The sequence below is a fragment of the Stenotrophomonas sp. FR024 genome, from assembly GCF_047500745.2.
In the GTDB taxonomy this organism is placed as follows: Bacteria; Pseudomonadota; Gammaproteobacteria; order Xanthomonadales; family Xanthomonadaceae; genus Stenotrophomonas; species Stenotrophomonas maltophilia_A.
The window spans coordinates 25,931-45,038 of record NZ_JAXAXM020000002.1; the positions used below are offsets into that span (position 1 = coordinate 25,931).

At 65.1% G+C, this 19,108-nt stretch carries 14 protein-coding genes and 1 tRNA gene; 6 read left to right on the forward strand and 9 right to left on the reverse strand.

Annotated elements, in window-relative coordinates; genetic code table 11:
• Positions 1 to 29: 29 nt before the first annotated feature.
• Positions 30 to 512, reverse strand: coding sequence for a LuxR family transcriptional regulator (locus ACMZ91_RS02075; RefSeq protein ID WP_125895297.1), 483 nt, complete (start codon positions 510 to 512; stop codon positions 30 to 32).
• Positions 513 to 701: 189 nt separating this feature from the next.
• Between ACMZ91_RS02075 and ACMZ91_RS02080 the strand changes: the two genes are divergently transcribed.
• The 4 genes from ACMZ91_RS02080 to ACMZ91_RS02095 all read left to right on the forward strand — a co-directional run bounded on the left by ACMZ91_RS02080 (position 702) and on the right by ACMZ91_RS02095 (position 6,773).
• Positions 702 to 1,931, forward strand: a complete 1,230-nt coding sequence (locus tag ACMZ91_RS02080) for an MFS transporter (protein ID WP_049461291.1) — start codon at positions 702 to 704, stop codon at positions 1,929 to 1,931.
• The gene (locus ACMZ91_RS02085) at positions 1,928 to 3,085 is read left to right on the forward strand and encodes an ROK family protein (protein ID WP_049461288.1); all 1,158 of its coding nucleotides are present in this window, start codon (positions 1,928 to 1,930) and stop codon (positions 3,083 to 3,085) included. The genes ACMZ91_RS02080 and ACMZ91_RS02085 overlap by 4 nt, the downstream gene beginning before the upstream one ends.
• An 86-nt stretch (positions 3,086 to 3,171) precedes the next feature.
• On the forward strand, positions 3,172 to 5,667 hold the full coding sequence (locus ACMZ91_RS02090; RefSeq protein ID WP_049461286.1) for a TonB-dependent receptor: 2,496 nt from the start codon (positions 3,172 to 3,174) through the stop codon (positions 5,665 to 5,667).
• Positions 5,667 to 6,773 carry a YdcF family protein gene (locus ACMZ91_RS02095; protein WP_049461284.1) on the forward strand — a complete coding sequence of 369 codons (1,107 nt, stop codon included), beginning with the start codon at positions 5,667 to 5,669 and terminating at the stop codon, positions 6,771 to 6,773. Before ACMZ91_RS02090 ends, ACMZ91_RS02095 begins: the two co-directional genes overlap by 1 nt.
• Positions 6,774 to 6,790: 17 nt before the next feature.
• Here the strand turns inward: ACMZ91_RS02095 and fauA are convergent, their stop codons facing one another.
• Both fauA and ACMZ91_RS02105 read right to left on the reverse strand, forming a co-directional pair.
• A complete protein-coding gene (gene fauA / locus ACMZ91_RS02100) occupies positions 6,791 to 8,962 on the reverse strand; it encodes a TonB-dependent alcaligin siderophore receptor FauA (protein ID WP_049461282.1) in 2,172 nt (723 codons plus the stop codon).
• 111 nt (positions 8,963 to 9,073) lie between these two features.
• The gene (locus ACMZ91_RS02105) at positions 9,074 to 10,012 is read right to left on the reverse strand and encodes a helix-turn-helix transcriptional regulator (RefSeq protein ID WP_049422688.1); all 939 of its coding nucleotides are present in this window, start codon (positions 10,010 to 10,012) and stop codon (positions 9,074 to 9,076) included.
• A 139-nt stretch (positions 10,013 to 10,151) separates the two neighbouring features.
• On the opposite strand from ACMZ91_RS02105, the gene ACMZ91_RS02110 reads away from it, so the two are divergent.
• Positions 10,152 to 12,482, forward strand: a complete 2,331-nt coding sequence (locus ACMZ91_RS02110; protein ID WP_049461279.1) for a TonB-dependent receptor — start codon at positions 10,152 to 10,154, stop codon at positions 12,480 to 12,482.
• A gap of 120 nt (positions 12,483 to 12,602) precedes the next feature.
• Positions 12,603 to 13,058, forward strand: a complete 456-nt coding sequence (locus ACMZ91_RS02115; protein WP_049461278.1) for a DUF4189 domain-containing protein — start codon at positions 12,603 to 12,605, stop codon at positions 13,056 to 13,058.
• An 84-nt stretch (positions 13,059 to 13,142) separates the two neighbouring features.
• Here ACMZ91_RS02115 and ACMZ91_RS02120 read toward each other — a convergent pair.
• The 6 genes from ACMZ91_RS02120 to lexA form a co-directional block, all read right to left on the reverse strand.
• Positions 13,143 to 13,235, reverse strand: a tRNA-Ser gene (locus tag ACMZ91_RS02120).
• Between the two features lie 78 nt (positions 13,236 to 13,313).
• The gene (csrA, locus tag ACMZ91_RS02125; protein ID WP_004152909.1) at positions 13,314 to 13,517 is read right to left on the reverse strand and encodes a carbon storage regulator CsrA; all 204 of its coding nucleotides are present in this window, start codon (positions 13,515 to 13,517) and stop codon (positions 13,314 to 13,316) included.
• A 147-nt stretch (positions 13,518 to 13,664) separates the two neighbouring features.
• On the reverse strand, positions 13,665 to 16,313 hold the full coding sequence (gene alaS / locus ACMZ91_RS02130) for an alanine--tRNA ligase (protein ID WP_049461276.1): 2,649 nt from the start codon (positions 16,311 to 16,313) through the stop codon (positions 13,665 to 13,667).
• A 109-nt stretch (positions 16,314 to 16,422) separates the two neighbouring features.
• Positions 16,423 to 16,914, reverse strand: coding sequence for a recombination regulator RecX (gene recX / locus ACMZ91_RS02135; protein WP_005409024.1), 492 nt, complete (start codon positions 16,912 to 16,914; stop codon positions 16,423 to 16,425).
• 110 nt (positions 16,915 to 17,024) lie between these two features.
• Positions 17,025 to 18,062 carry a recombinase RecA gene (gene recA / locus ACMZ91_RS02140; protein WP_005412937.1) on the reverse strand — a complete coding sequence of 346 codons (1,038 nt, stop codon included), beginning with the start codon at positions 18,060 to 18,062 and terminating at the stop codon, positions 17,025 to 17,027.
• A gap of 204 nt (positions 18,063 to 18,266) precedes the next feature.
• Positions 18,267 to 18,902, reverse strand: a complete 636-nt coding sequence (gene lexA / locus ACMZ91_RS02145; RefSeq protein ID WP_032128412.1) for a transcriptional repressor LexA — start codon at positions 18,900 to 18,902, stop codon at positions 18,267 to 18,269.
• Between the last annotated feature and the right edge of the window lie 206 nt (positions 18,903 to 19,108).

Consider the following 19,108-nt stretch of genomic DNA (forward strand, 5'->3'; position numbering starts at 1 on the left):
GTTCTGCGGGCGTGGTGCCGGTGGCAACGCTAAGGCATCCGCTTGAACAGATTGGTCTGCAGGATCGGCGTACCATCGTGGCTGTAGAACGCCTTGGTCTCGGTCATCGTCGAGCGGTCAGCCGCCACGGTATAGATGCGGGTGGAGGCCGGCGTGCCGTGGTCCACCAGCTGCATCACCAGGGTGTTCGGCGCCGGCAGTTTCAGGTTGGCCTTGTCCGCGCCATAGGTGCCGGACAGGGCGCCCGGCGTACCATCCAGCGCCAGCGTGCCGTCGGATTTCATGGTCTTGCCGTCGTGCAGGACGATGTCCACATGTGAACTCCAACGCCCCGCACCGGCGTCCTTGAACTCCAGCACCACCTGCTTCGGGCGCTGCGCCTCGGGCAACGCAGACGTAGCGATATCCAGCGACCAGCGCCCCAACAGCGGTGAAGGAGACGCCTCCACTGCCAGCGCCGGAACGGCGGGGAATGAAAGCGCAGACAACAACACAGCGGACAACAGCTTCATACGTTGCTCCATTCGGCGAAGAAGGCTCTGCGTGAGGCGTTGTGGGGCGCAGCACGGTCAATGCTGCTCGCCCACGGCGTGTGCTGCAAGCCACTCGCTGAATGGCCGACCTCGCACCATGTCAGACCGCTGTCACACAGGGGTAGTAGAACGATCCCGGATCTCCGGCCTCCTCCCCCAAAAACAGCGTTGAACGCGCAGCCATCGCTGCGGCAGCTCTATGCCGCCGGCCACTTCGCCCGCACTCTGGTCTGGTCGTTCGTGGACCTGGCACTCGGCTACTACCTGCACGCGCGGCTGGGGCTGTCGGCTGCCCACACCGGCCAACTGCTGGCGATCTCCCTGGCCTACAGCAGCGTGCTCGACCTGCTGCTGGCCGCCGTGTTCACCCGCCTGCACGACCAGCGTCGCCTCGCCTTGCGCCTGCAGTTGATCGGCGGGCTCGGCGCCGCCGCCAGCGCCTGCCTGCTGTTCAGCCCCAGCACCGCGACCGAGCCCGCCTTCCTGCCGCTGCTGGCCGCCTCGCTCTTGTTCCGTACCTGCTACGCGGTTTACGACGTGGCCCAGAATGCATTGACTTCGCTGTTGCCCCGCGACGAGAACGAGGCCATGCGCTACGTTTCCGCTCGCGCGGTAGTGGTACCGATCTCCAAGCTGTGCATCGCTGCAGCACTGTTCGGCGTGGTCGGTGCACCTGAATCTGCAGGCAGTGGCAGCGCGCTGCTGATCTGCATGATCATCGGCATCCTGATCGCGGCCGCCGCGCTTCCCCTGGCCTGCGTCGCCACGCCCGCACAGCCCGCCACAACCAGCAGGCCCGTTGCCGGCGCCCTGCCGCTGCCGGCACTGCTGCCGGTTCTGCTGGCCGCAGCGGTAGAGACGGCGCTGGTGGGCCTGGCCGGGCGTCTGTTTCCCTTTGCCGACCAGGGCGCAGCGCTGACCTTCGCCATGGTCGCGGGCATGGTGGTCGCGCCTTGGCTCCATCTGCGCCTGCGCCCCCCGCTGTGCAGCGAGACAGGCCTGATCGCGCTGATGTCGGTGCTGGTCATCGCTGCCGTCTGCGTTTACCAGGCCAAGCCCTCCCTGCCTGTCGCGATTGCGTGTGCCGCTGTCCATGGGGCGGCGGTAGCCAGTGTCGGCCTGGTGCTGTGGCGGCGCACCGCGCTGATCGCCCGTCGCCATGCCGCCCGCAGCGGGCGCGAGGATGACCTTAGCTGTTTTGCGCTGCTCACTGGAACCATGAAACTGTCCATTGCCGCCTCCTCATTGCTGCTGGGCCAGCTGCTGCCCGGCATACAGGCCGGTGATCCGGGCACCTCTGCCGTACTGGTCTCGCTGGTTGCCGTCGGCAGTCTGCTGTCGCTGGCCGCATTGGCCTGGCCGGTCGCGCTTCCGCATACCGAGGGCCTGCACCCATGAACCTGGCTCCTACATCGCGGCTGCGCCGCAAACCGCTGATCGCGCTGGATGCCGACCACAAGCGCATCATCTGGCTGTTGCGCACGATGGGCGCTGTTCCCCGCATCACCATTGCCCACCAGCTGGGCATGCACAACGGTGCATTGACCCGCCTGGCGCGTGAACTGTTGATGCTGGAGGTGATCGAGGAACAGGGACAACTGTCCGATGGCCAACGGGGGCGTCCATCGGTGCCACTGGCACTGTCCGGGCGGGGTGGCTATGCCGCCGGTGCCACGGTGCACCCCGGTTGGCTGGAGATCGCGCTGGTGGATTTTGCCGGCCAGGTCATCGCCCGCGATGCAACCGCATTCGACAGCGCAGATCCCTACGACTTCGTACACGCGGTGGACCAGCGCCTGCGCAGCCTCACCAGCCGCACCGGGCTCATGCGCGCGCGCTTCCTCGGCCTCGGCGTGGCGGTTCCCGGGCCCGTGGTCGAAACCGGTCCGGCACGCCGGCACGCGGTGGACTGGCTGCATGGCTGGCGCGATATCGACAACGACCAGTTCTTCGAAGACTACTTCGGCTTCCCGGTCTGGGTGGAGAACGATGCAACCCTGGCGGCCCTGGCGGAATACTACGACAGCGGACTGATCCGCGACTGCGCGTCGGCGCTGTTGCTGTATGTCGGCCACGGCGTGGGCGGTGGCGTGATCCATCGACGTGATGTGATGCGCGGTGAGTTCGGCAATGCCGGGGATATCGGTCGCCTGTTCCGCATGGACGCACCGCGTCCCTCGGGCATCGACCTGCTGGCCACGTTGCGCGACGCCGGCGCCGGCATTCCTTCACTGTTCGAACTTGAGTCCTGCCTGGAAACCCATGCCGGCATCATCAATGCCTGGGCAGAACGTGCAGGCAACCAGCTGGGCGTCGCGGCCAATACCGGTGTGGCATGGCTCGATCCTGGCGCCCTGATCCTGTCCGGCTCACTGCCGAGGCAGGTGCTGGAAGTGTTGGGGCAACACCTGCAGCAACCGGCACGCTGGAGCAGTGCGCTGGACAGTCTGCGCCTGCCACAGGTGCATGTGTCACGGTTGGGAGGATCCGCGGTATCGGTGGGCGCGGCCCTGCTGCCTATCCATCAGCTGGGTGCCGATGCCGCCACTTAATTGTTTATTTCCGCCGAAGTAAACAATTCCGTCATCGCCCGGACCTACCGTGCAGCGGTCCCCCTTTCCTGCATGGCCGCCCTCCGATGAACATCAGCCCTCTGGTCCTGGGCATCTCCCTGGCCCTGATCACCCTGCACGGCAGTGCGTCTGCGCAGGACGCCCCTGTCCAGAACAAGGACAGTGCCGACGCTGCAACGTTGGATGCGGTGGTGGTCACCGGTGCGGCACGCACCCAGCGTCGCTTCGATGCGTCCTTCGCGGTCAATTCACTCAGCCGCGAAGACGTGCAGAAACTCGCACCGAAAAGCTACGCCGACCTGCTCGGCTCGGTTCCCGGCATCCATGTCGAGGCCACCGGCGGCGAGGTGCAGAACATCACCCGGCTGCGTGGCATTCCCACTGATCGCGGCTTCATTGCCTTCCAGCAGGACGGCCTGCCGCTCTACCAGGAGCTGGATGGCCACTTCTTCAATTCCGGCGACGGCATGAACCGGTTCGACGTGATGAACCAGCGGGTAGAGATCGTACGTGGGGGCCCGGCGCCCATCTATGCCAGCAGCGGCGGCGCCATCGTCAACAACATCCTGGCCGAGGGCTCGGAAGAGACCCACGGCAAGGCGCAGCTGACCATCGGCGATACCGGGCTGTACCGCGGCGAGATGTACCAGTCCGGCGCGCTGGGCAAGGACACCTTCTACGCCGTCGGTGGCTTCCTGCGCCAGCACGATGGCTACCGCGACAACGGCTTCCCGAACGACAAGGGCGGGCAGATCCGTGGCAACATCAAGCACTACTTCGACGACACCAGCTGGTTCAAGGTCAGCGGCACCTTCGTTGACGACCACAATACGTTCTACCTGCCGATCCCGGTCGCCGACCCTCGCAATCCCAGCGTCCCGCTGGATCCCTACATCGACTACTTCGACGGCACCCTGAACTCGCCCTCGCTGCGCAGTGTCAACCTGAAGTACCTCGATGGCGGCGGTGTCCTGCAGGGCATGAACCGCGATCTGGCCGATGGACGCCACATGCGCTTCGGCAACATCGGCTTCCAGTACGAGAACACCGCCAGCGATTGGACGATCTCGCTGAAATCCGGCTACACCAAGGGCCGCAATACCTTCGACGCGCTGTACTCGACCACCAATCCGGTCGACGCACGCAGCTTCGCCAACGGCTATCTGGGCGCGGCCCGTACCGCCTTCGGTGCCGGTGTCGCGCGGATGGGCTACGCGCTGGCCGGCAGCAACGGCGCCACTGCCTACGATCCCTACGCCGACTCCGGCCTGGTGATCTCGGCCCAGTACCGTGCTGCTGATTCGGACTTCTACTCCGGTCAGGCCGATTTCAGTGCGACGCGGCTGTTTGAAACGGCCTGGGGCAGCCACGATCTGAACATCGGCGCGTACACCGCCTTCTTCGGCACCACGTCCTTCAGCCTGTACCAGGACATGCTGATGGAGATGCGGGGCAAGCCACGCCTGCTTGATCTGGTGGCCTACGGTAACGATGGCGCCCCACTGGGCTATGTCACCGACAAGGGCACGCTGCGTTACACCACCACCCTCAATCGCGGCAAGGTCGATGCCCGCATGTTCGCGGTCTACGCCAATGACACCTGGGCACTGACGGACCGCTTCAAGCTTGATGCCGGCATCCGCCATGAGCGCTACCGCTACGAGGGCTATGCCGAGCAGACCGCCCAGGTCGACCTCGGCGACCGCAACACACTGGCCGACAACACCACGCGCCGGTTCACCGGCGTCGTCCAGAGCCATCGCCTGAACCCGACCGCCACCAACTGGACGGTCGGTGCCAACTACGATTTCACTGCCACCGTAGGCGCCTATGCCCGCGTGTCGCACATGGAGATCGTTCCCAACTCATCGGTGGCACGCTCGATCGACCCCACCATCGTGCAGACCCAGCTGGACCAGTACGAGCTGGGCCTGAAGGCGGCTTTTGGCCGGTCCTATCTGTACCTGACCGCGTTCTACACGAAGTTCGATCCACTCAACGCGTCCTTCGTTGCCTTCAATCCGACGACCGGCCGCAATGACCAGTCGGTGCCCTTCATCGGTACCGCCGTCTCCAAGGGCATCGAACTGGATGGCCTGTTCCGGCCGCTGGACTGGTTCAGCATCGCCGGTTCGATCACGGTCAGCGATCCGCAGTACGACAGCCTGCAGAACGATTCCGGTGCCGATCCGGCGGCGGTCAACGGCAAGCAGATCGTTCGCGAACCCAAGCTCTACGGCAACCTGCGACCGACTTTCAGTTTCCAGTACGGCCAGGACCAGTTCGAGACCTGGCTGCGCTATGACGTGGTCGGCAAGTCCTATGTCGATCTGTTCAACCAGACCGCGTTGCCTGCCTACCAGACCCTGGGTCTGGGCGTTTCATGGAAGCGCGGCAACTGGGGCGCACAGCTGGTGGGCGACAACCTGACCAATGAAAAGGGGCTCACCGAGGGCAACACCCGCACCGACGCGCTGGCCGGACAGGGTTCGGCCGAGGCAATCTATGGGCGGCCGCTGTTCGGCCGCAACGTCCGCCTGATGGTCAGCAGGAGCTGGTGATGCACCGACGATTGAGCTTGTCCCTCGCCCTGCTGGCCACGGCTGTGCTGCCGCTTGCAGCGGCAGCCGACGACCGCGACAGCACGGTACTGGCCGGGCGCTTGTTTCCAACCCTGGTGCAGCTGAAGCACGACGCACTGCCCGCCCCTGCACGCGCCCTCATGGTCGAACGCACCCAGCGCATGACTGGCTGCCGGACGGCGGCCTGCACACTCGAGGCGGCACACTGGACGCCGGCGCAGGCAGGCCTGCTGACCACCGCGGTTCCGGCGCGCGCTGCAGCCATCGAAAGGGAGCTTGCGGGCCTCAACAACATCCTCTCCGTCTACGGCCACGGCCAGCCGCCCCGCTACGACGCCATCGACGGCCCGGTCGGCGCGGCAGGCAGCACGCGACTGGCCGGCGATGTTGCCATTGCCATGCAGATGAGCGAAGTGGACGCCGGCGCGGCCTACACCGCATTCGATCGCAGCATCGCCGTGGCGGTGGGCCTGCTTGATACCAATGACCGCCTCGATGCGATCCGCTTCGAGCCCATCAACGCGGGAATGAACGCCGCGCCATTCGCGCGCGCGCGGCAGTTCGATTGGAATGCGCATCCGTACACAGCGATCATCGTGCTGGGCCAGGGACCGGACGAGCTGACCACCCCACTCAGCGCTGGCAGCAAGCTGCGCCTGAAAGCCGCTGCGCAGCGCTATGCGGCGGGCGATGCACCTTTCATCATCGTCTCCGGTGGCGCCGTGCATCCACGCGGCACCCGAAGCGTCGAAGCGGTGCAGATGCGCGAAGCGCTGATCGCGCGCTTCGGCATTCCCGCAGATGCGATCATCATCGAACCGTATGCCCGCCACACCACCACCAACCTGCGCAATGCAGCCCGGCTGCTGGCGGCCCTGCAGGCACCGCCGCGGCAACCGGCACTGGTGGTCAGCAGTCCGTCGCATATCGATTCGGTCGCCAGCAGCGGGTTCAGTGACCGCAACCGCCGTGAGCTGGGCTACGTTCCCGGCAAGGTCGGTTCACGCATTTCACCGTACGCGATCACCTTCGTGCCAGCGCCCGAATCACTTCGCATCGACCCGATGGATCCACTGGATCCCTGAACCTCGCCACTGCCGCCTCAATAGCCGACCTTCAGCGTGAACATCACGTTTCGCGGCGCGCCGTACCAGCCCTGGTTGTAGAAGCCGATCTGCGAGTAGTAGTGGCGGTCGAACAGGTTGTTGATGTTGACTGCGGCCGACACATTGGAACTGAACTGATAGCGCGCCATCAGGTTGACCAGCGCGTAGCCGGGCTGCTCCACCGGCACACGGCGGTTCCCTGGCGCGGTGGCGGTCTGGTACATGCGGTTCTGCCAGTCAACGCCACCGCCGATCGTCAGCCGGTCCCAGGCACCCGGCAGCCGCCAGGTGGTGAACAGCTTGAACAGGCTGCGCGGCTTGGCGGTGTTGATCGCCCGTCCCTGTGCATCCTGCGCGATGAAGGTGGTGAAGCTGGTACCCAGGCTCCAGCCCGGTAGCGGCTCGCCGGCCAGCTCCAGTTCCAGGCCATCCACGGTTGCGCCCTTCACCGCACGGTAGGCCGCCTGCGTGCTGCCTTCGACCAGACCACCAGTGGCCTCGGCCAGGTTGTCCTGCTGGGTGCGGAACAGCGCCGCCGACGCATTCAAGCGCTCCTGCAGCCAGCTGCCCTTGAGGCCCAGCTCATAGCTGCGGCCACTGACCGGATCGAGGATCTGCCCGGATTCGTTGCGGTTGTTCTGCGGCTTGAAGATGCCGGTGTAGCTGGCGTACACGCTGCTGTAGCCGTTGAAATCCCAGACCACGCCGGCATACGGTACGAACTCGTTGCGGTAGCGGTACTTCCGCTTGGTGCCAAAGTAGACCTGGTCGGTCTCCCAGTTGCTCATGCGGCCACCGACGATCACGTGCAGCGGATCGGCCAGCGACAGCCGCGCCACCGCGTAGGCACCGCTCTGATGGTTGTCCAGGTCATCGGCCTGGGTCTTGCTGCTGGCCCACGTCGGCTCCGGCGTGCCCGGCCCGTGCCAGTCCAGATAGCTGGCCAACGGCGGCAGCGGCGCCAGCGCGCGGTACTGCCCCAGCGCGATTTCATCGCGTGAGCGCGACCAGCCGATGGACGCAGTGTGCTGGCGGCCGAACAGCTGGAACGGACCGGTCAGGCTGGCGCTGATCGCTTCGCGGCGCACCGGACCGTCGTAGCGGGTGAAGCTGTTGCCATTGGGCATGGCGCCAGTGACCGGGTCGGGGTAGCCACCGCGATAGAGATGCTTCATTTCCATGTCGGTATGCGATCGGCTGTAGGAGACGCGCGCCTGCCAGTCGTTGCTGAAACGATGGTTGAAATCGAAGAAGCCGTTGCGGGTATCGGTGCTCATCCGTGCCCACGGCGCGGTGGCTGATACCGAGCGGTCGAAGCGGGTACGCGTGCCGTCGGCGTTGAACAACGCGAAGCCGCTGCCGAAGCCACGGTTGTCGTTGCCCTGGTAGGAGATACCGGCGATCAATCCGGTGTCCTCGCCCAGATCCACACTGACCACGCCGTAGAGTGTCCTTGCGGTGCTGTCCAGGCCAGCGGTGTAGCTGTCGCCCTCTGCGTGCGCCGCCACCAGGCGACCACGCACGCGTCCTTCCCGGCTCAACGGGCTGGACACATCCGCCCACACGCGCCGTGCGTCCCAGCTGCCGAGGCTGATGCCACCACTGGCAGCAAACCCGCGCAGCGGGCGCTTGCGCACATAGTTCACCGCCGCCGAGGGATTGCCGGCGCCGGTCATCAGGCCATTGGCACCGCGCACGATCTCGATGCGGTCGTACACCACCATGTCCAGATTGTTCTCGCCGAAGTTCCATGGCGACAACACCGGCATCACCACGCCATCGAACTGGTAGTTGTCGATGTCGAAGCCGCGTGCGGAGAACGAGTAGCGGTTGGCGTCGCTGCGCGTGACCGAGATGCCAGGTGCGGTCGCCAAGGCATCGGCGGTGCTGAGCAGGCCACGGTCCTCGATCTGCTGGCGGGTGACCACGCTGACTGATTGCGGGGTCTGCCGCGAGGTCAGCGACAGTCCGGTCGCCGTGCCCATCGAGTCGGTGGTGTAGGAACGCGACGTTTCGGTGCTGCCATCGAGGTCGGCCGTGACCTGCACGGTTGGAAGCTGGGAAGGCGTTACGGACGGAGTGCGCTCGGCGGCGTGGGCAGCGTTGAACAGCGCCAGGGTCGTGCCGATGGCGCTAGCCAGGGCACACGGGCGGAAACAGGCAGGCATGGGAGATCCAGCGGGAAGGAAAGGCTGGATGAGAATTATTGTCATTTGAGCGTGAGCGCACGTATGCGCGGACGCAGCAGGCGTATGCGTACTGCCGACGGTGGCCCGGACTCAGCGAAGCTCGCTGGGCGCGATGCCGTAGCGCGCGCGGAATGCGGTCGCGAAATTGGTGGCGTGCCGGTAGCCGACGAAATGTGCGGCCTGCTGCACGCTGCAGCCCTGCCGCAGCTGCTCGCAGGCCAGCTGCAGGCGCCGCTCGCGCAGCCAGGCGAACACCGAACACCGGTGCACCTGCTGGAACTTCAGCCGCAGGCTGCTCGGGCTCATGCAGGCCAGGCGCGCCAGATCCTCCAGGCTGTGGTCAGCCGCAGGTGATGCCTGCAGGCAGTCGATCACCCGTTGCAGCATGCGGCGATCACGTGCTGAAACACGCTGGTCCGGCGATGCCTCCTGGGCAGGCGCACCCAACGCCATCGCCAGCATCTGCAGGCCCACACCCTCGCACAGCAGCGCATGCATTGCGCCCTGCCAGGTCCCCGACAGCAACTGTTCGGCGGCATGTTCAAGATGCGCGGGTACCTGCCAGCTGTGCAGCCGCCGGCGACCATGGCGATGAGCCTGCAACAGCAGTTCGCTGATCACCGGATCATCCATCTCGGCCGGTGCATCCAGCGAGACATTCAGACTGCGCATCCGTTGACCGGCCGGATGAATCGCAGTCATCGGCGTGGCATCGGCCAACACCATCGCGCCGGCGCCGCGGTTCATGCCGATCACAGCCTGCCCTTCCAGGCGTGCTCCGGCACGACCTTCCAGCATCACGATCGCAGCGAACGGCGGGGGTGCCTCCGAAGTCGCCTCGAACGGCTGATGCGCGACCACGTCCGACAGCGCCAGGCTGATGCCAGGGCGCAAGCAGCGCTGTTCCACCCTGCCCTCGACCACGCACAGCGCGCCCGAATCGGCGGCGGACGCGAGTGCTGGCAGCCGATAGCGAAAACCACTGCTGCGGCCCAAGCGGTCCAGGTCGGCAAGGGTGAGGCTGTGCATGGTGCGCCCGTGAAGAATCACCCGCCATTCTCATATGAGAAGCGTTCTCATATCCAGCCCTGGCGGCAAGGCCCAATCCGCCCTTGTCGATACAAATAGTTACGTTATAACATTTCACATCAACTTCACGGGTCGTGTCATGCGCCGCCATCTCCTTGCTGCAGCCATTCTGTTCGCCGTCCACACCGCCCAGGCCGCGGACGAACCCACCCTCCCCACCCTCCAGGTCCAGGCCACCCAGCCTTCGCGCATCGACAGCCGGGTCACCGTCGACAATCCGCAGGCGCAGAACCGCACCCTCGGCGGCCTGCTCGAACACGTCTCCGGTGTGCAGAGCAGCGCCTTCGGGCCGAATGCGGGCGCCCCGGTCATCCGCAGCCTCAGCGGCAACCGCGTGCAGATCCTGCAGGACGGCCAATCGATTCTGGGCATGAACGCGATCAGCGGTGACATCAACATCCCGTTCGATCCGCTGTTCGTACGCAGTGTCACCGTCAACAAGTCTTCCGACACCGTGCGCTATGGGGGCAATGCGATCGGCGGCAGCGTGGAGATCGACTCGGGCCTGATCTCGCGCAGCATGGAAGACAGGGATCAGTCGATGGAACTGGTCCTGCGCAAGGGCTTCAACGCGGCCGACGCGCAGGGCTTCCGCATGAACTTCAACAATCAACGCAACATCTCCACCAATCTGCAGGTGTCGCGGCAGCGCATCTCGCACTACGACATCCCCGGCAACAGCAAGGCCAGCGTCTGCAACACCGGGCTGTTCCCGGCAGGCGGGGGCGTCAACTCGGCACTGGCCGACGCCTGCCAGAAAGAGGCGCGCGTCCAGCAGATCTACAACAAAGCCTCGCAGCCATACATCGACCAGTTCATGACCGAGAACCCGGACTGGGCCGATGGTGATTTCTCGTTCTACACCAACAATCCGATCTCGGTCTGGCAGCGCCGCACCTACATCAATCCGGTCAACCCGGCCTACGTGCCCGGCACGCCGTCGTACGTGCAGAAGCAGATCAACAACGATGTCACACCCGACTACCATCACCGGCTGGGCAACAGCTATGCGCGCAACAGTCAGGTGGCCTTCGGCTCGACCTTGTTCTTCGACCGTGGCTACGTGGGTGTCAGCATCGATGCCAAGGACAGCGAGTACGGCGTACCGGGCTTTTCGATGCAGAACCTGTCGTTCGGTTCCAACTATGCCGATGGCCTGCCGGTGGGCGTGGTGATCAAGCAACAGCGCTACGCGCTGGAAGCCCTGCTGCGTGATCCACTGCCGTGGTTCGAGCGCGCGGAACTCCGTGTTTCCAAGCTGGACAACACCTCAGGCGAGCGGCTGGGCGCCACCAAGGCCAACGACTACGATTTCGAGAGCACCCAGGCCGAGCTGCTGCTCAGCCATCAACGCATCGGCCCGCTCAGCGGCCTGCTCGGTTTCAGCCATCAGTCGCGTGATGTCACCGGCAGCGGCTCGCAGCGCTACCTGCCGGACGTGGACACGCGCAGCAATGCGGTGTTCCTGAAGGAGACGCTGGACTTCGGCTGGGCCAGTTTCGACGCTGGCGTGCGCCACGAGCGCGTTGACCATGACCTGCGACCAAGCCGCTTCAAGACCGCGCGCAATGCCGCCAACGCGAAACTGCAGGACCGCGACTACCGGCTCAACAGCTACAGCCTGGGATCGTATGTCGAGCTCGGTCCGTTGTTCGTCGCCAAGGTGCGCTACTCGTCCTCGCAGCGCGCACCGGAGATCAACGAGTTGTATGCGAGCAATGCCCACTATTCGGTGATGACCCAGGAAGAAGGCAACCAGAACCTCGAACCGGAGCGCGCGAAGAACCTGGAACTGACCGGCCTGTTCCACCTTGGTGGTTTCGAACTGTCGGCCACCGCGTACCGGATGAAGTACGAGAACTATCTGTACCTGGGTTACTCGGGCGTGCAGACCGCCAACCGCCTGCCGCTGAAGTACTGGAAGCAGACCGACACCACGGTGAAGGGCTTCGAGATCGATGCCTCGCAGGCATTGGACCTGGGCCGCTACGGCACGTTGAACGTGTCCGCCTTCGCCGACCTGGTGAAGAACAAGGCCGACCGCCCCGATTCGTTGCGTGCCCACAATGACGGCAAGTACCTGCCGAACATGCCGACCAACCGCTACGGTGCCACCCTGCAGTGGCAGCGCGAAGGCTGGAAGGCGCAGCTGTCCAGCACCTACTACGACACGCAGAAGTACCTGGGCCGCAATGTCAGCCAGGAAGTGCCACTGGATGCGTTCAACCTGGTCGACCTGCAGATCAGCCGTGAGCTGCCGGTACGCAACAGCTACATCGCCGGCATGGAGGTGTTCGTCAACGGCAGCAACCTGCTCAATCAAGAAGCACGGCCGCACAACTCGCCGCTGAAGTACATCGCGCCGCTGCCCGGGCGCGGTTTCCAGGTGGGCGTGACGGTGAAGCTCTGAGGATCGAACGCGTCGGTACGCGCCTGCGGGCAAATGGCCTGCAGGCGTTCTCCCCCGCCCCCCTGCGGGGTTGCGCAACATTCACCGGTTGATTCACCATCGGCAAAAGAGGAGAGCGTGATGAACTGGAAGCATGCAGTTTCACTGGCGCTGTTGTTGTCCGTTTCATCAGCCGCAAGTGCTGCGTCTGCGATCACCTACGACAAGGATGGCCGCTACGGCTATTCGATGAACCAGTCTTCCCTCACCACTGCGATGCAGCAGTCGCTGCACTACTGCGCAGCGCGATCGCGCAATTGCGGTCAGTCCGCCAGCACCACCAGCGAAGGCTATTCGGCCATAGCGACCGGCACGATTGCGTTGGGCTTTGCACTGGGTGAGAAGACGGCGGACGCCGCGCAGCGGAAGGCCGAAAGAATGTGCAGGGAACGTGCCAACGACTGCACGCTTGCCTTGCTGTGGCGGGAAACCCCACCTCGCTATCTTGAACCGCCACAGCTGCCCGGTGCGCCCGCTCCGGCACCAGCGGCGACGCCCATGCCAACGCCTGCCATCCGCACCGATCAGCCAGAATAGCCAGCTCCACGCCGGCTGTACTTTCGAGTGTCGGATAAAGAAAAACGCCTGCAGATCGAGGATCTGCAGGCGCTTCTTTGTATCTGGCGGAGTGAGAGGGATTCGAACCCTCGATAGAGCTTTTGACCCTATACTCCCTTAGCAGGGGAGCCCCTTCGGCCACTCGGGCATCACTCCGGGGTTTTCTCCGCGTCTGGTGCGTTGCACCTCAGCGGGGCGTGAATCATAACGTTAATCGAGTGCGAAGGTAAAGCGTTATTCGGCAGAATTTTCGCTACCGGTGCCACCGGCTTCATCACCACGCTGGATGCGCTGGTAGATCTCTTCGCGATGCACAGCGACGTCCTTCGGCGCGGTGATGCCGATACGCACCTGGTTACCCTTGACGCCAAGCACGGTGACGCTCACCGAGTCACCGATCATCAGGGTTTCGCCGACGCGGCGAGTCAGGATCAACATTTTTGTAAGTCTCCATGGAACCGTGTGGAAGGGTATCCCCCACCGGCTTGACGCTCCGTCAAGAAGCGCTACCACGACAAAGGGAAAAGATTCGCAATGGTACCGTCAGCCGTCCCGCTCCTACAAGGAGGGGGACGGCCAGGTTCATCACAGGCGGGGGCTGACCCATTCGACGACTGCAGCCAGCGCAGTGGCAAGGGCGGGCCCGTCCTCGCCACCACCCTGGGCGAGGTCCGGGCGTCCGCCGCCCTTGCCCCCGATCTGACCGGCGATATGGGACAACAGTTCCCCGGCCTTGACCTTGCCCATTGCGCTGCCGTTCACACCTGCGACCAGGGCGGCCTTGCCGTCCTGGGCGCCAGCCAGCACGACCACCGCATCGCCCAGCTGCTGCTTCAGGCGGTCCATGGCGTCACGCAGGGCCTTGGCATCGAAGCCCTCCAGACGGGCGGCCAGCACCTTCACACCGGCAACCTCGACCGCCTGGCCGGACAGGTCGGCGGTAGCACCGGCGGCAACCTTGGCCTTCACGGCGTCCAGTTCGCGCTCCAGCTGCTTCTGGCGCTGGCCGAGGGCACGGATCCTCTCGACCACGTCGGCAGCGCTGCCACCGAGCAGGTCGGCGGCTTCGGCCAGGCGAGCCTCTTCGGCGTCCACGTAGTCCAGGGCGCCCTGGCCGGTGACCGCTTCGATACGGCGCACGCCAGCGGAGACACCGCCCTCGGAGGTGATCTTGAACAAGCCGATGTCGCCGGTGCGGTTGACGTGGGTACCGCCGCACAGCTCGGTGGAGTAGTCACCCATCTTCAGCACGCGCACGTGTTCGCCGTACTTCTCGCCGAACAGGGCCATCGCGCCGAAGTCCAGCGCTTCCTGCATGCCCATGTTGTGCACTTCGGCAGCGTTGTTGGCACGCACCTGCTGGTTGACCTTGCGCTCGATCACGGCCAGCTCTTCCGCGCTGATCGGCTGGAAGTGCGAGAAGTCGAAGCGCAGGCGATCCGGCGCCACCAGCGAGCCCTTCTGCTGCACGTGGGTGCCGAGCACTTCGCGCAGGGCGGCGTGCAGCAGGTGGGTGGCAGAGTGGTTGAGGATGGTGGCGCCACGGCGCTCGCCATCGACCTGGCCGGACAGCACATCACCGACCTTCAGGCCGCCTTCGGACAGGGTGCCGACGTGGCCATGGAACTGGCCGGCGAACTTCTGGGTGTCTTCTACCGCCAGGCGCACGCCGTTGCCGGTGAGCACGCCGGTGTCGCCGACCTGGCCGCCGGACTCGGCGTAGAACGGGGTCTGGTTGGTGATCACGATGACCGCATCACCGGCATCGGCCGACTGCACCGGACGACCGTCCTTGAGCAGGGCCAGCACGGTCAGGCCGTCGGCCTGCAGGCGGTCATACCCCAGAAACACGGTCGGGCTGAGGGTCGCCACCAGCTCGGCAGGCAGGGTCACGCCACCACCGAACTTGCCGGCCGCGCGCGCGGTTTCTCGCTGCTGCTCCATCGCCGCATCGAAGCCGGCGATGTCGACGGTCAGGTCGCGCTCGCGGGCGATGTCCTGGGTCAGGTCGAGCGGGAAGCCATAGGTGTCGTACAGGCGGAACGCGTCAACACCCGGGATCACACCATTGCTGGCCTTGCCCGCGACGTCCTCGAAGATCTTCATGCCGGCATCGAGGGTTTCAGCGAAACGCTCTTCCTCGGCCTGCAGCGCACGGGTGACGGTATCCACCGCCGCCGGCAGTTCCGGATAGGCCTCGCCCATCTGCTCGACCAGGGTCGGCACCAGCTTGCTGAAGAACGGCTGGCGCACACCCAGCATCCAGCCGTGGCGCAGGGCGCGGCGGATGATACGGCGCAGCACGTAGCCGCGGCCTTCGTTGGACGGCAGCACGCCGTCGACGATCAGGAACGAGCAGGCACGGATGTGATCGGCGATCACCCGCAGCGACTTGTTCTCCAGATCGGCGGTACCGGTCAGTTCGGACGCCTTGCGGATCAGCGCCTGGAACAGGTCGATCTCATAGTTGGTGTGCACGTGCTGCAGAATCGCCGCCAGGCGCTCCAGGCCCATGCCGGTATCCACGCACGGTGCCGGCAGCGGCACCAGGGTGCCATCCGGCTGGCGGTCGAACTGCATGAACACCAGGTTCCAGATTTCGATGAAGCGGTCGCCGTCCTCATCCGGGGAGCCCGGGGGGCCGCCGGCGATATGGTCACCGTGGTCGTAGAAGATCTCGGTGCACGGGCCGCACGGGCCGGTGTCGGCCATCTGCCAGAAGTTGTCCGAGGCGAACGGTGCGCCCTTGTTGTCGCCGATGCGCACGATGCGCTCTTCCGGCACGCCAACCATGTCGCGCCACAGCGCGTAGGCCTCGTCGTCGGTCTGGTAGACGGTGACCAGCAGGCGCTCGGCCGGCAGCTTCCAGACCTGGGTCAGCAGCTCCCAAGCCCAGGCGATCGCGTCCTTCTTGAAGTAGTCGCCGAACGACCAGTTGCCCAGCATTTCGAAGAAGGTGTGGTGGCGTGCGGTGTAGCCGACCTGGTCAAGGTCGTTGTGCTTGCCGCCGGCGCGCAGGCAGCGCTGCACGTCGGCCGCGCGCACGTAGCTGCGCTTCTCCGCGCCAAGGAACACGTCCTTGAACTGCACCATGCCGGAGTTGGTGAACAGCAGGGTCGGATCATTGCCCGGCACCAGCGGCGCCGACGGCACGATGGTGTGGCCTTTGCCCTTGAAGAATTCAAGGAAGTCGCTGCGGATCTGGGAAGTCGTGAATTTGGCGGATGCGTTCATTGGGGGCTGGCAGTCTGCGGGCCGGCGGACCCGGACCACCGGCCGCGTTGGCCAGGGTCGCGAGGGACCGCCGAAAACCTAAAGGGTATCAGGCCCGGCGCCGCCAGTCTCAGTCATCCGGGTCGTAGCGGGTTGCGCGGCGGATGCTGTCGCCGTCGAAGCCCCGTCGGGCCAGCAGATCGGCGGCCTTGCGCCGCTGCGTCAGGTCCTGCGGGCCGGCCTCGCCAAAGCGTCGGCGGACCAGATCACGGGCGTTTTCCTGCCAGTCGCCTTCGTAGCTGTCCATCGCTGCGGCAATCGCGGCACTGTCCAGGCCGTGGGTCCCCAGCTCGGCGCGGACATGGATCGGCCCATAACCGGTGTTGGCGCGCATCCTCACCAGGTTCTCGGCAAAACGGGTGTCGTCCTGCCAGCCGGCCTCGGTCAACTTGGCGACAGCGGCCTGCGCGGCTTCGTCTTCGATGCCACGGGCGGTCAGCTTGCGGGTGAGTTCCTTGCGCGAGTGCTCGCGGCGGACCAGCAGGCCCAGCGCCCGTTGCACGGGGGTCTGCTCACGCGGCCGGCGCTTGCGGCCGGTCGGAATGTCTTCGGCGTCGGACATGGGTACTCCAAGGGTGGCGCCATCCGTGGCGCCCAGCCCATCCCTGGGCGATTCGAACCTGCGGGACAGGGCGACGTCACTGACGGCGCCACCCTGCCCCACAGCAAGCCTTATTCGTCTTCGCCTTCGTCGTCGCCTTCCTCGCGGGCCGCTTCGGCCGGCTGGAATTTCTCGCGCAGCTCGGCCTCGAGCTTGGCGGCGACAGTCGGGTTGTCGCGCAGGTAGCCGCGGGCGTTGTCCTTGCCCTGGCCAATGCGTTCTTCACCGTAGCTGTACCAGGCGCCAGCCTTCTCGACCAGCTTGGCATCCACACCCATGTCGATCAGCTCGCCTTCACGGCTGATGCCTTCGCCATACAGGATCTCGGTGATGACCTGCTTGAACGGAGGTGCCAGCTTGTTCTTGACGACCTTGATCTTGGTCTGGTTACCGATGATCTCGTCACCCTTCTTGATCGCGCCGATACGGCGGATGTCCAGGCGGACCGAGGCGTAGAACTTCAGCGCGTTGCCACCCGTGGTGGTTTCCGGGCTCTGGCCCGGCATCATCACGCCGATCTTCATGCGCAGCTGGTTGATGAAGATCACCAGGGTGTTGGAGCGCTTGATGTTGCCGGTCAGCTTGCGCAGCGCCTGGCTCATCAGGCGCGCCTGCAGGCCTGGCAGCTGGTCGCCCATCTCGCCTTCGATTTCGGCCTTCGGGGTCAGCGCGGCAACCGAGTCGATCACCAGGATGTCGACCGAACCCGAACGGACCAGCATGTCGGCGATTTCCAGCGCCTGCTCACCGGTATCCGGCTGCGACAGCAGCAGGTCGTCCACGTTCACGCCCAGCTTGGCGGCGTAGATCGGGTCCAGCGCGTGCTCGGCGTCGATGAAGGCCGCGGTACCGCCCATCTTCTGGCATTCGGCGATGGCCTGCAGGGTCAAGGTGGTCTTGCCCGAGGATTCCGGCCCGTAGATCTCAACGACACGGCCCTTCGGCAGACCACCAATGCCCAGCGCGATGTCGAGCATCAGCGAACCGGTCGGGATGGCTTCGACGGGCTCGACCACGCGGTCGCCCATGCGCATCACCGAGCCCTTGCCGAACTGCTTTTCGATCTGGCCCAGAGCTGCAGCGAGGGCGCGCTTCTTGTTCTCGTCCATCGGATTGGTCCTTGCAGAGGTCGTGTCGTTGGAGGTGCTGTCTTTGGGGGTCTTCTTTGCCATGGGTTCACTTTAAGTCGGACGTATCGCACAGGCTGAGATTCTGCCCGGCGCTCTGAAAAGAATTATCGGACATCCGTACCAACCTCAGTGGAACCAGAGAATCGCCACAAAAGACCGCGGGGTAATGCGCTATGGAACGGGTCAACGGTTGGGTCGCAACAGGCCGCAATAGAGGCCCTCGATCGAGAAGTCCTGGTCAGGCAGCACCTCGATCGGCTTGTAGTCGGGGTTACGCGGCAGCAGGCGGATACGATCCTTGGCGATCTTCAGCAGCTTGACGGTGATCTCGTCATCGATGCGGGCCACGACGATCTGTCCGGAATGGGCATCGCGGGTGCGGTGCACGCCGATCAGGTCACCGTCGAAGATGCCCTCGTCGATCATCGAATCGCCCTGCACCTTCAACAGGTAATCCGGTGCCGGCGAGAAGAACACCCGGTCCAGCACCACGAAGTCGTCCGAGCCGATATCAGCACCAATCGGCAGACCGGCTGCGACACGGCCCAGCACCGGCAGGCGCAGGACGCTGTCGGGCAGGCCCGGCTCGGCCAGCTTCTCGACCGGTGGCGCCTGTACCAGGCGGATGCCGCGGGCCTGGCCCGGGATGCGACGGATCGCACCGGCCTGCTCCAGGGCTTCCAGGTGGTACTGGGCCGCGCGCACGCCCTTGAAGCCGAACGCACGTGCGATTTCAGTCTGCGACGGCGGCGCGCCTTCGCTCTCGATACGCTCGGCGATCAACTGCAGGATCGCCTGCTGGGTGTCGGTCAGGTCCATGGTTAGTAGTATTACTACTAATGAGCGGAACTGCAAGTGCCGGGGGCGACACGGCGACAGCTGTGGTGCCGAGCTGTGCTCGGTAATCGTCGCCGGGCTTGGCCTGGCTGGCAGAGACAAAGGCGAGAGCAGAAGCAGCCGACCAGCGGTCGGCTCTACAGGAATCGCGCAGCGATTCCGCGGCTCCCGTTGGGAACCGCTGCGGG

Bases quoted from the DNA above. Each gene is read 5' to 3' on its own strand.
- ACMZ91_RS02075 (WP_125895297.1), bottom strand. From the start codon at position 512: ATGAAGCTGTTGTCCGCTGTGTTGTTGTCTGCGCTTTCATTCCCCGCC.
- ACMZ91_RS02085 (WP_049461288.1), top strand. From the start codon at position 1,928: ATGAACCTGGCTCCTACATCGCGGCTGCGCCGCAAACCGCTGATCGCG.
- ACMZ91_RS02090 (WP_049461286.1), top strand. From the start codon at position 3,172: ATGAACATCAGCCCTCTGGTCCTGGGCATCTCCCTGGCCCTGATCACC.
- ACMZ91_RS02095 (WP_049461284.1), top strand. From the start codon at position 5,667: ATGCACCGACGATTGAGCTTGTCCCTCGCCCTGCTGGCCACGGCTGTG.
- fauA (WP_049461282.1), bottom strand. From the start codon at position 8,962: ATGCCTGCCTGTTTCCGCCCGTGTGCCCTGGCTAGCGCCATCGGCACG.
- ACMZ91_RS02105 (WP_049422688.1), bottom strand. From the start codon at position 10,012: ATGCACAGCCTCACCCTTGCCGACCTGGACCGCTTGGGCCGCAGCAGT.
- ACMZ91_RS02110 (WP_049461279.1), top strand. From the start codon at position 10,152: ATGCGCCGCCATCTCCTTGCTGCAGCCATTCTGTTCGCCGTCCACACC.
- ACMZ91_RS02115 (WP_049461278.1), top strand. From the start codon at position 12,603: ATGAACTGGAAGCATGCAGTTTCACTGGCGCTGTTGTTGTCCGTTTCA.
- csrA (WP_004152909.1), bottom strand. From the start codon at position 13,517: ATGTTGATCCTGACTCGCCGCGTCGGCGAAACCCTGATGATCGGTGAC.
- alaS (WP_049461276.1), bottom strand. From the start codon at position 16,313: ATGAACGCATCCGCCAAATTCACGACTTCCCAGATCCGCAGCGACTTC.
- recX (WP_005409024.1), bottom strand. From the start codon at position 16,914: ATGTCCGACGCCGAAGACATTCCGACCGGCCGCAAGCGCCGGCCGCGT.
- recA (WP_005412937.1), bottom strand. From the start codon at position 18,062: ATGGACGAGAACAAGAAGCGCGCCCTCGCTGCAGCTCTGGGCCAGATC.
- lexA (WP_032128412.1), bottom strand. From the start codon at position 18,902: ATGGACCTGACCGACACCCAGCAGGCGATCCTGCAGTTGATCGCCGAG.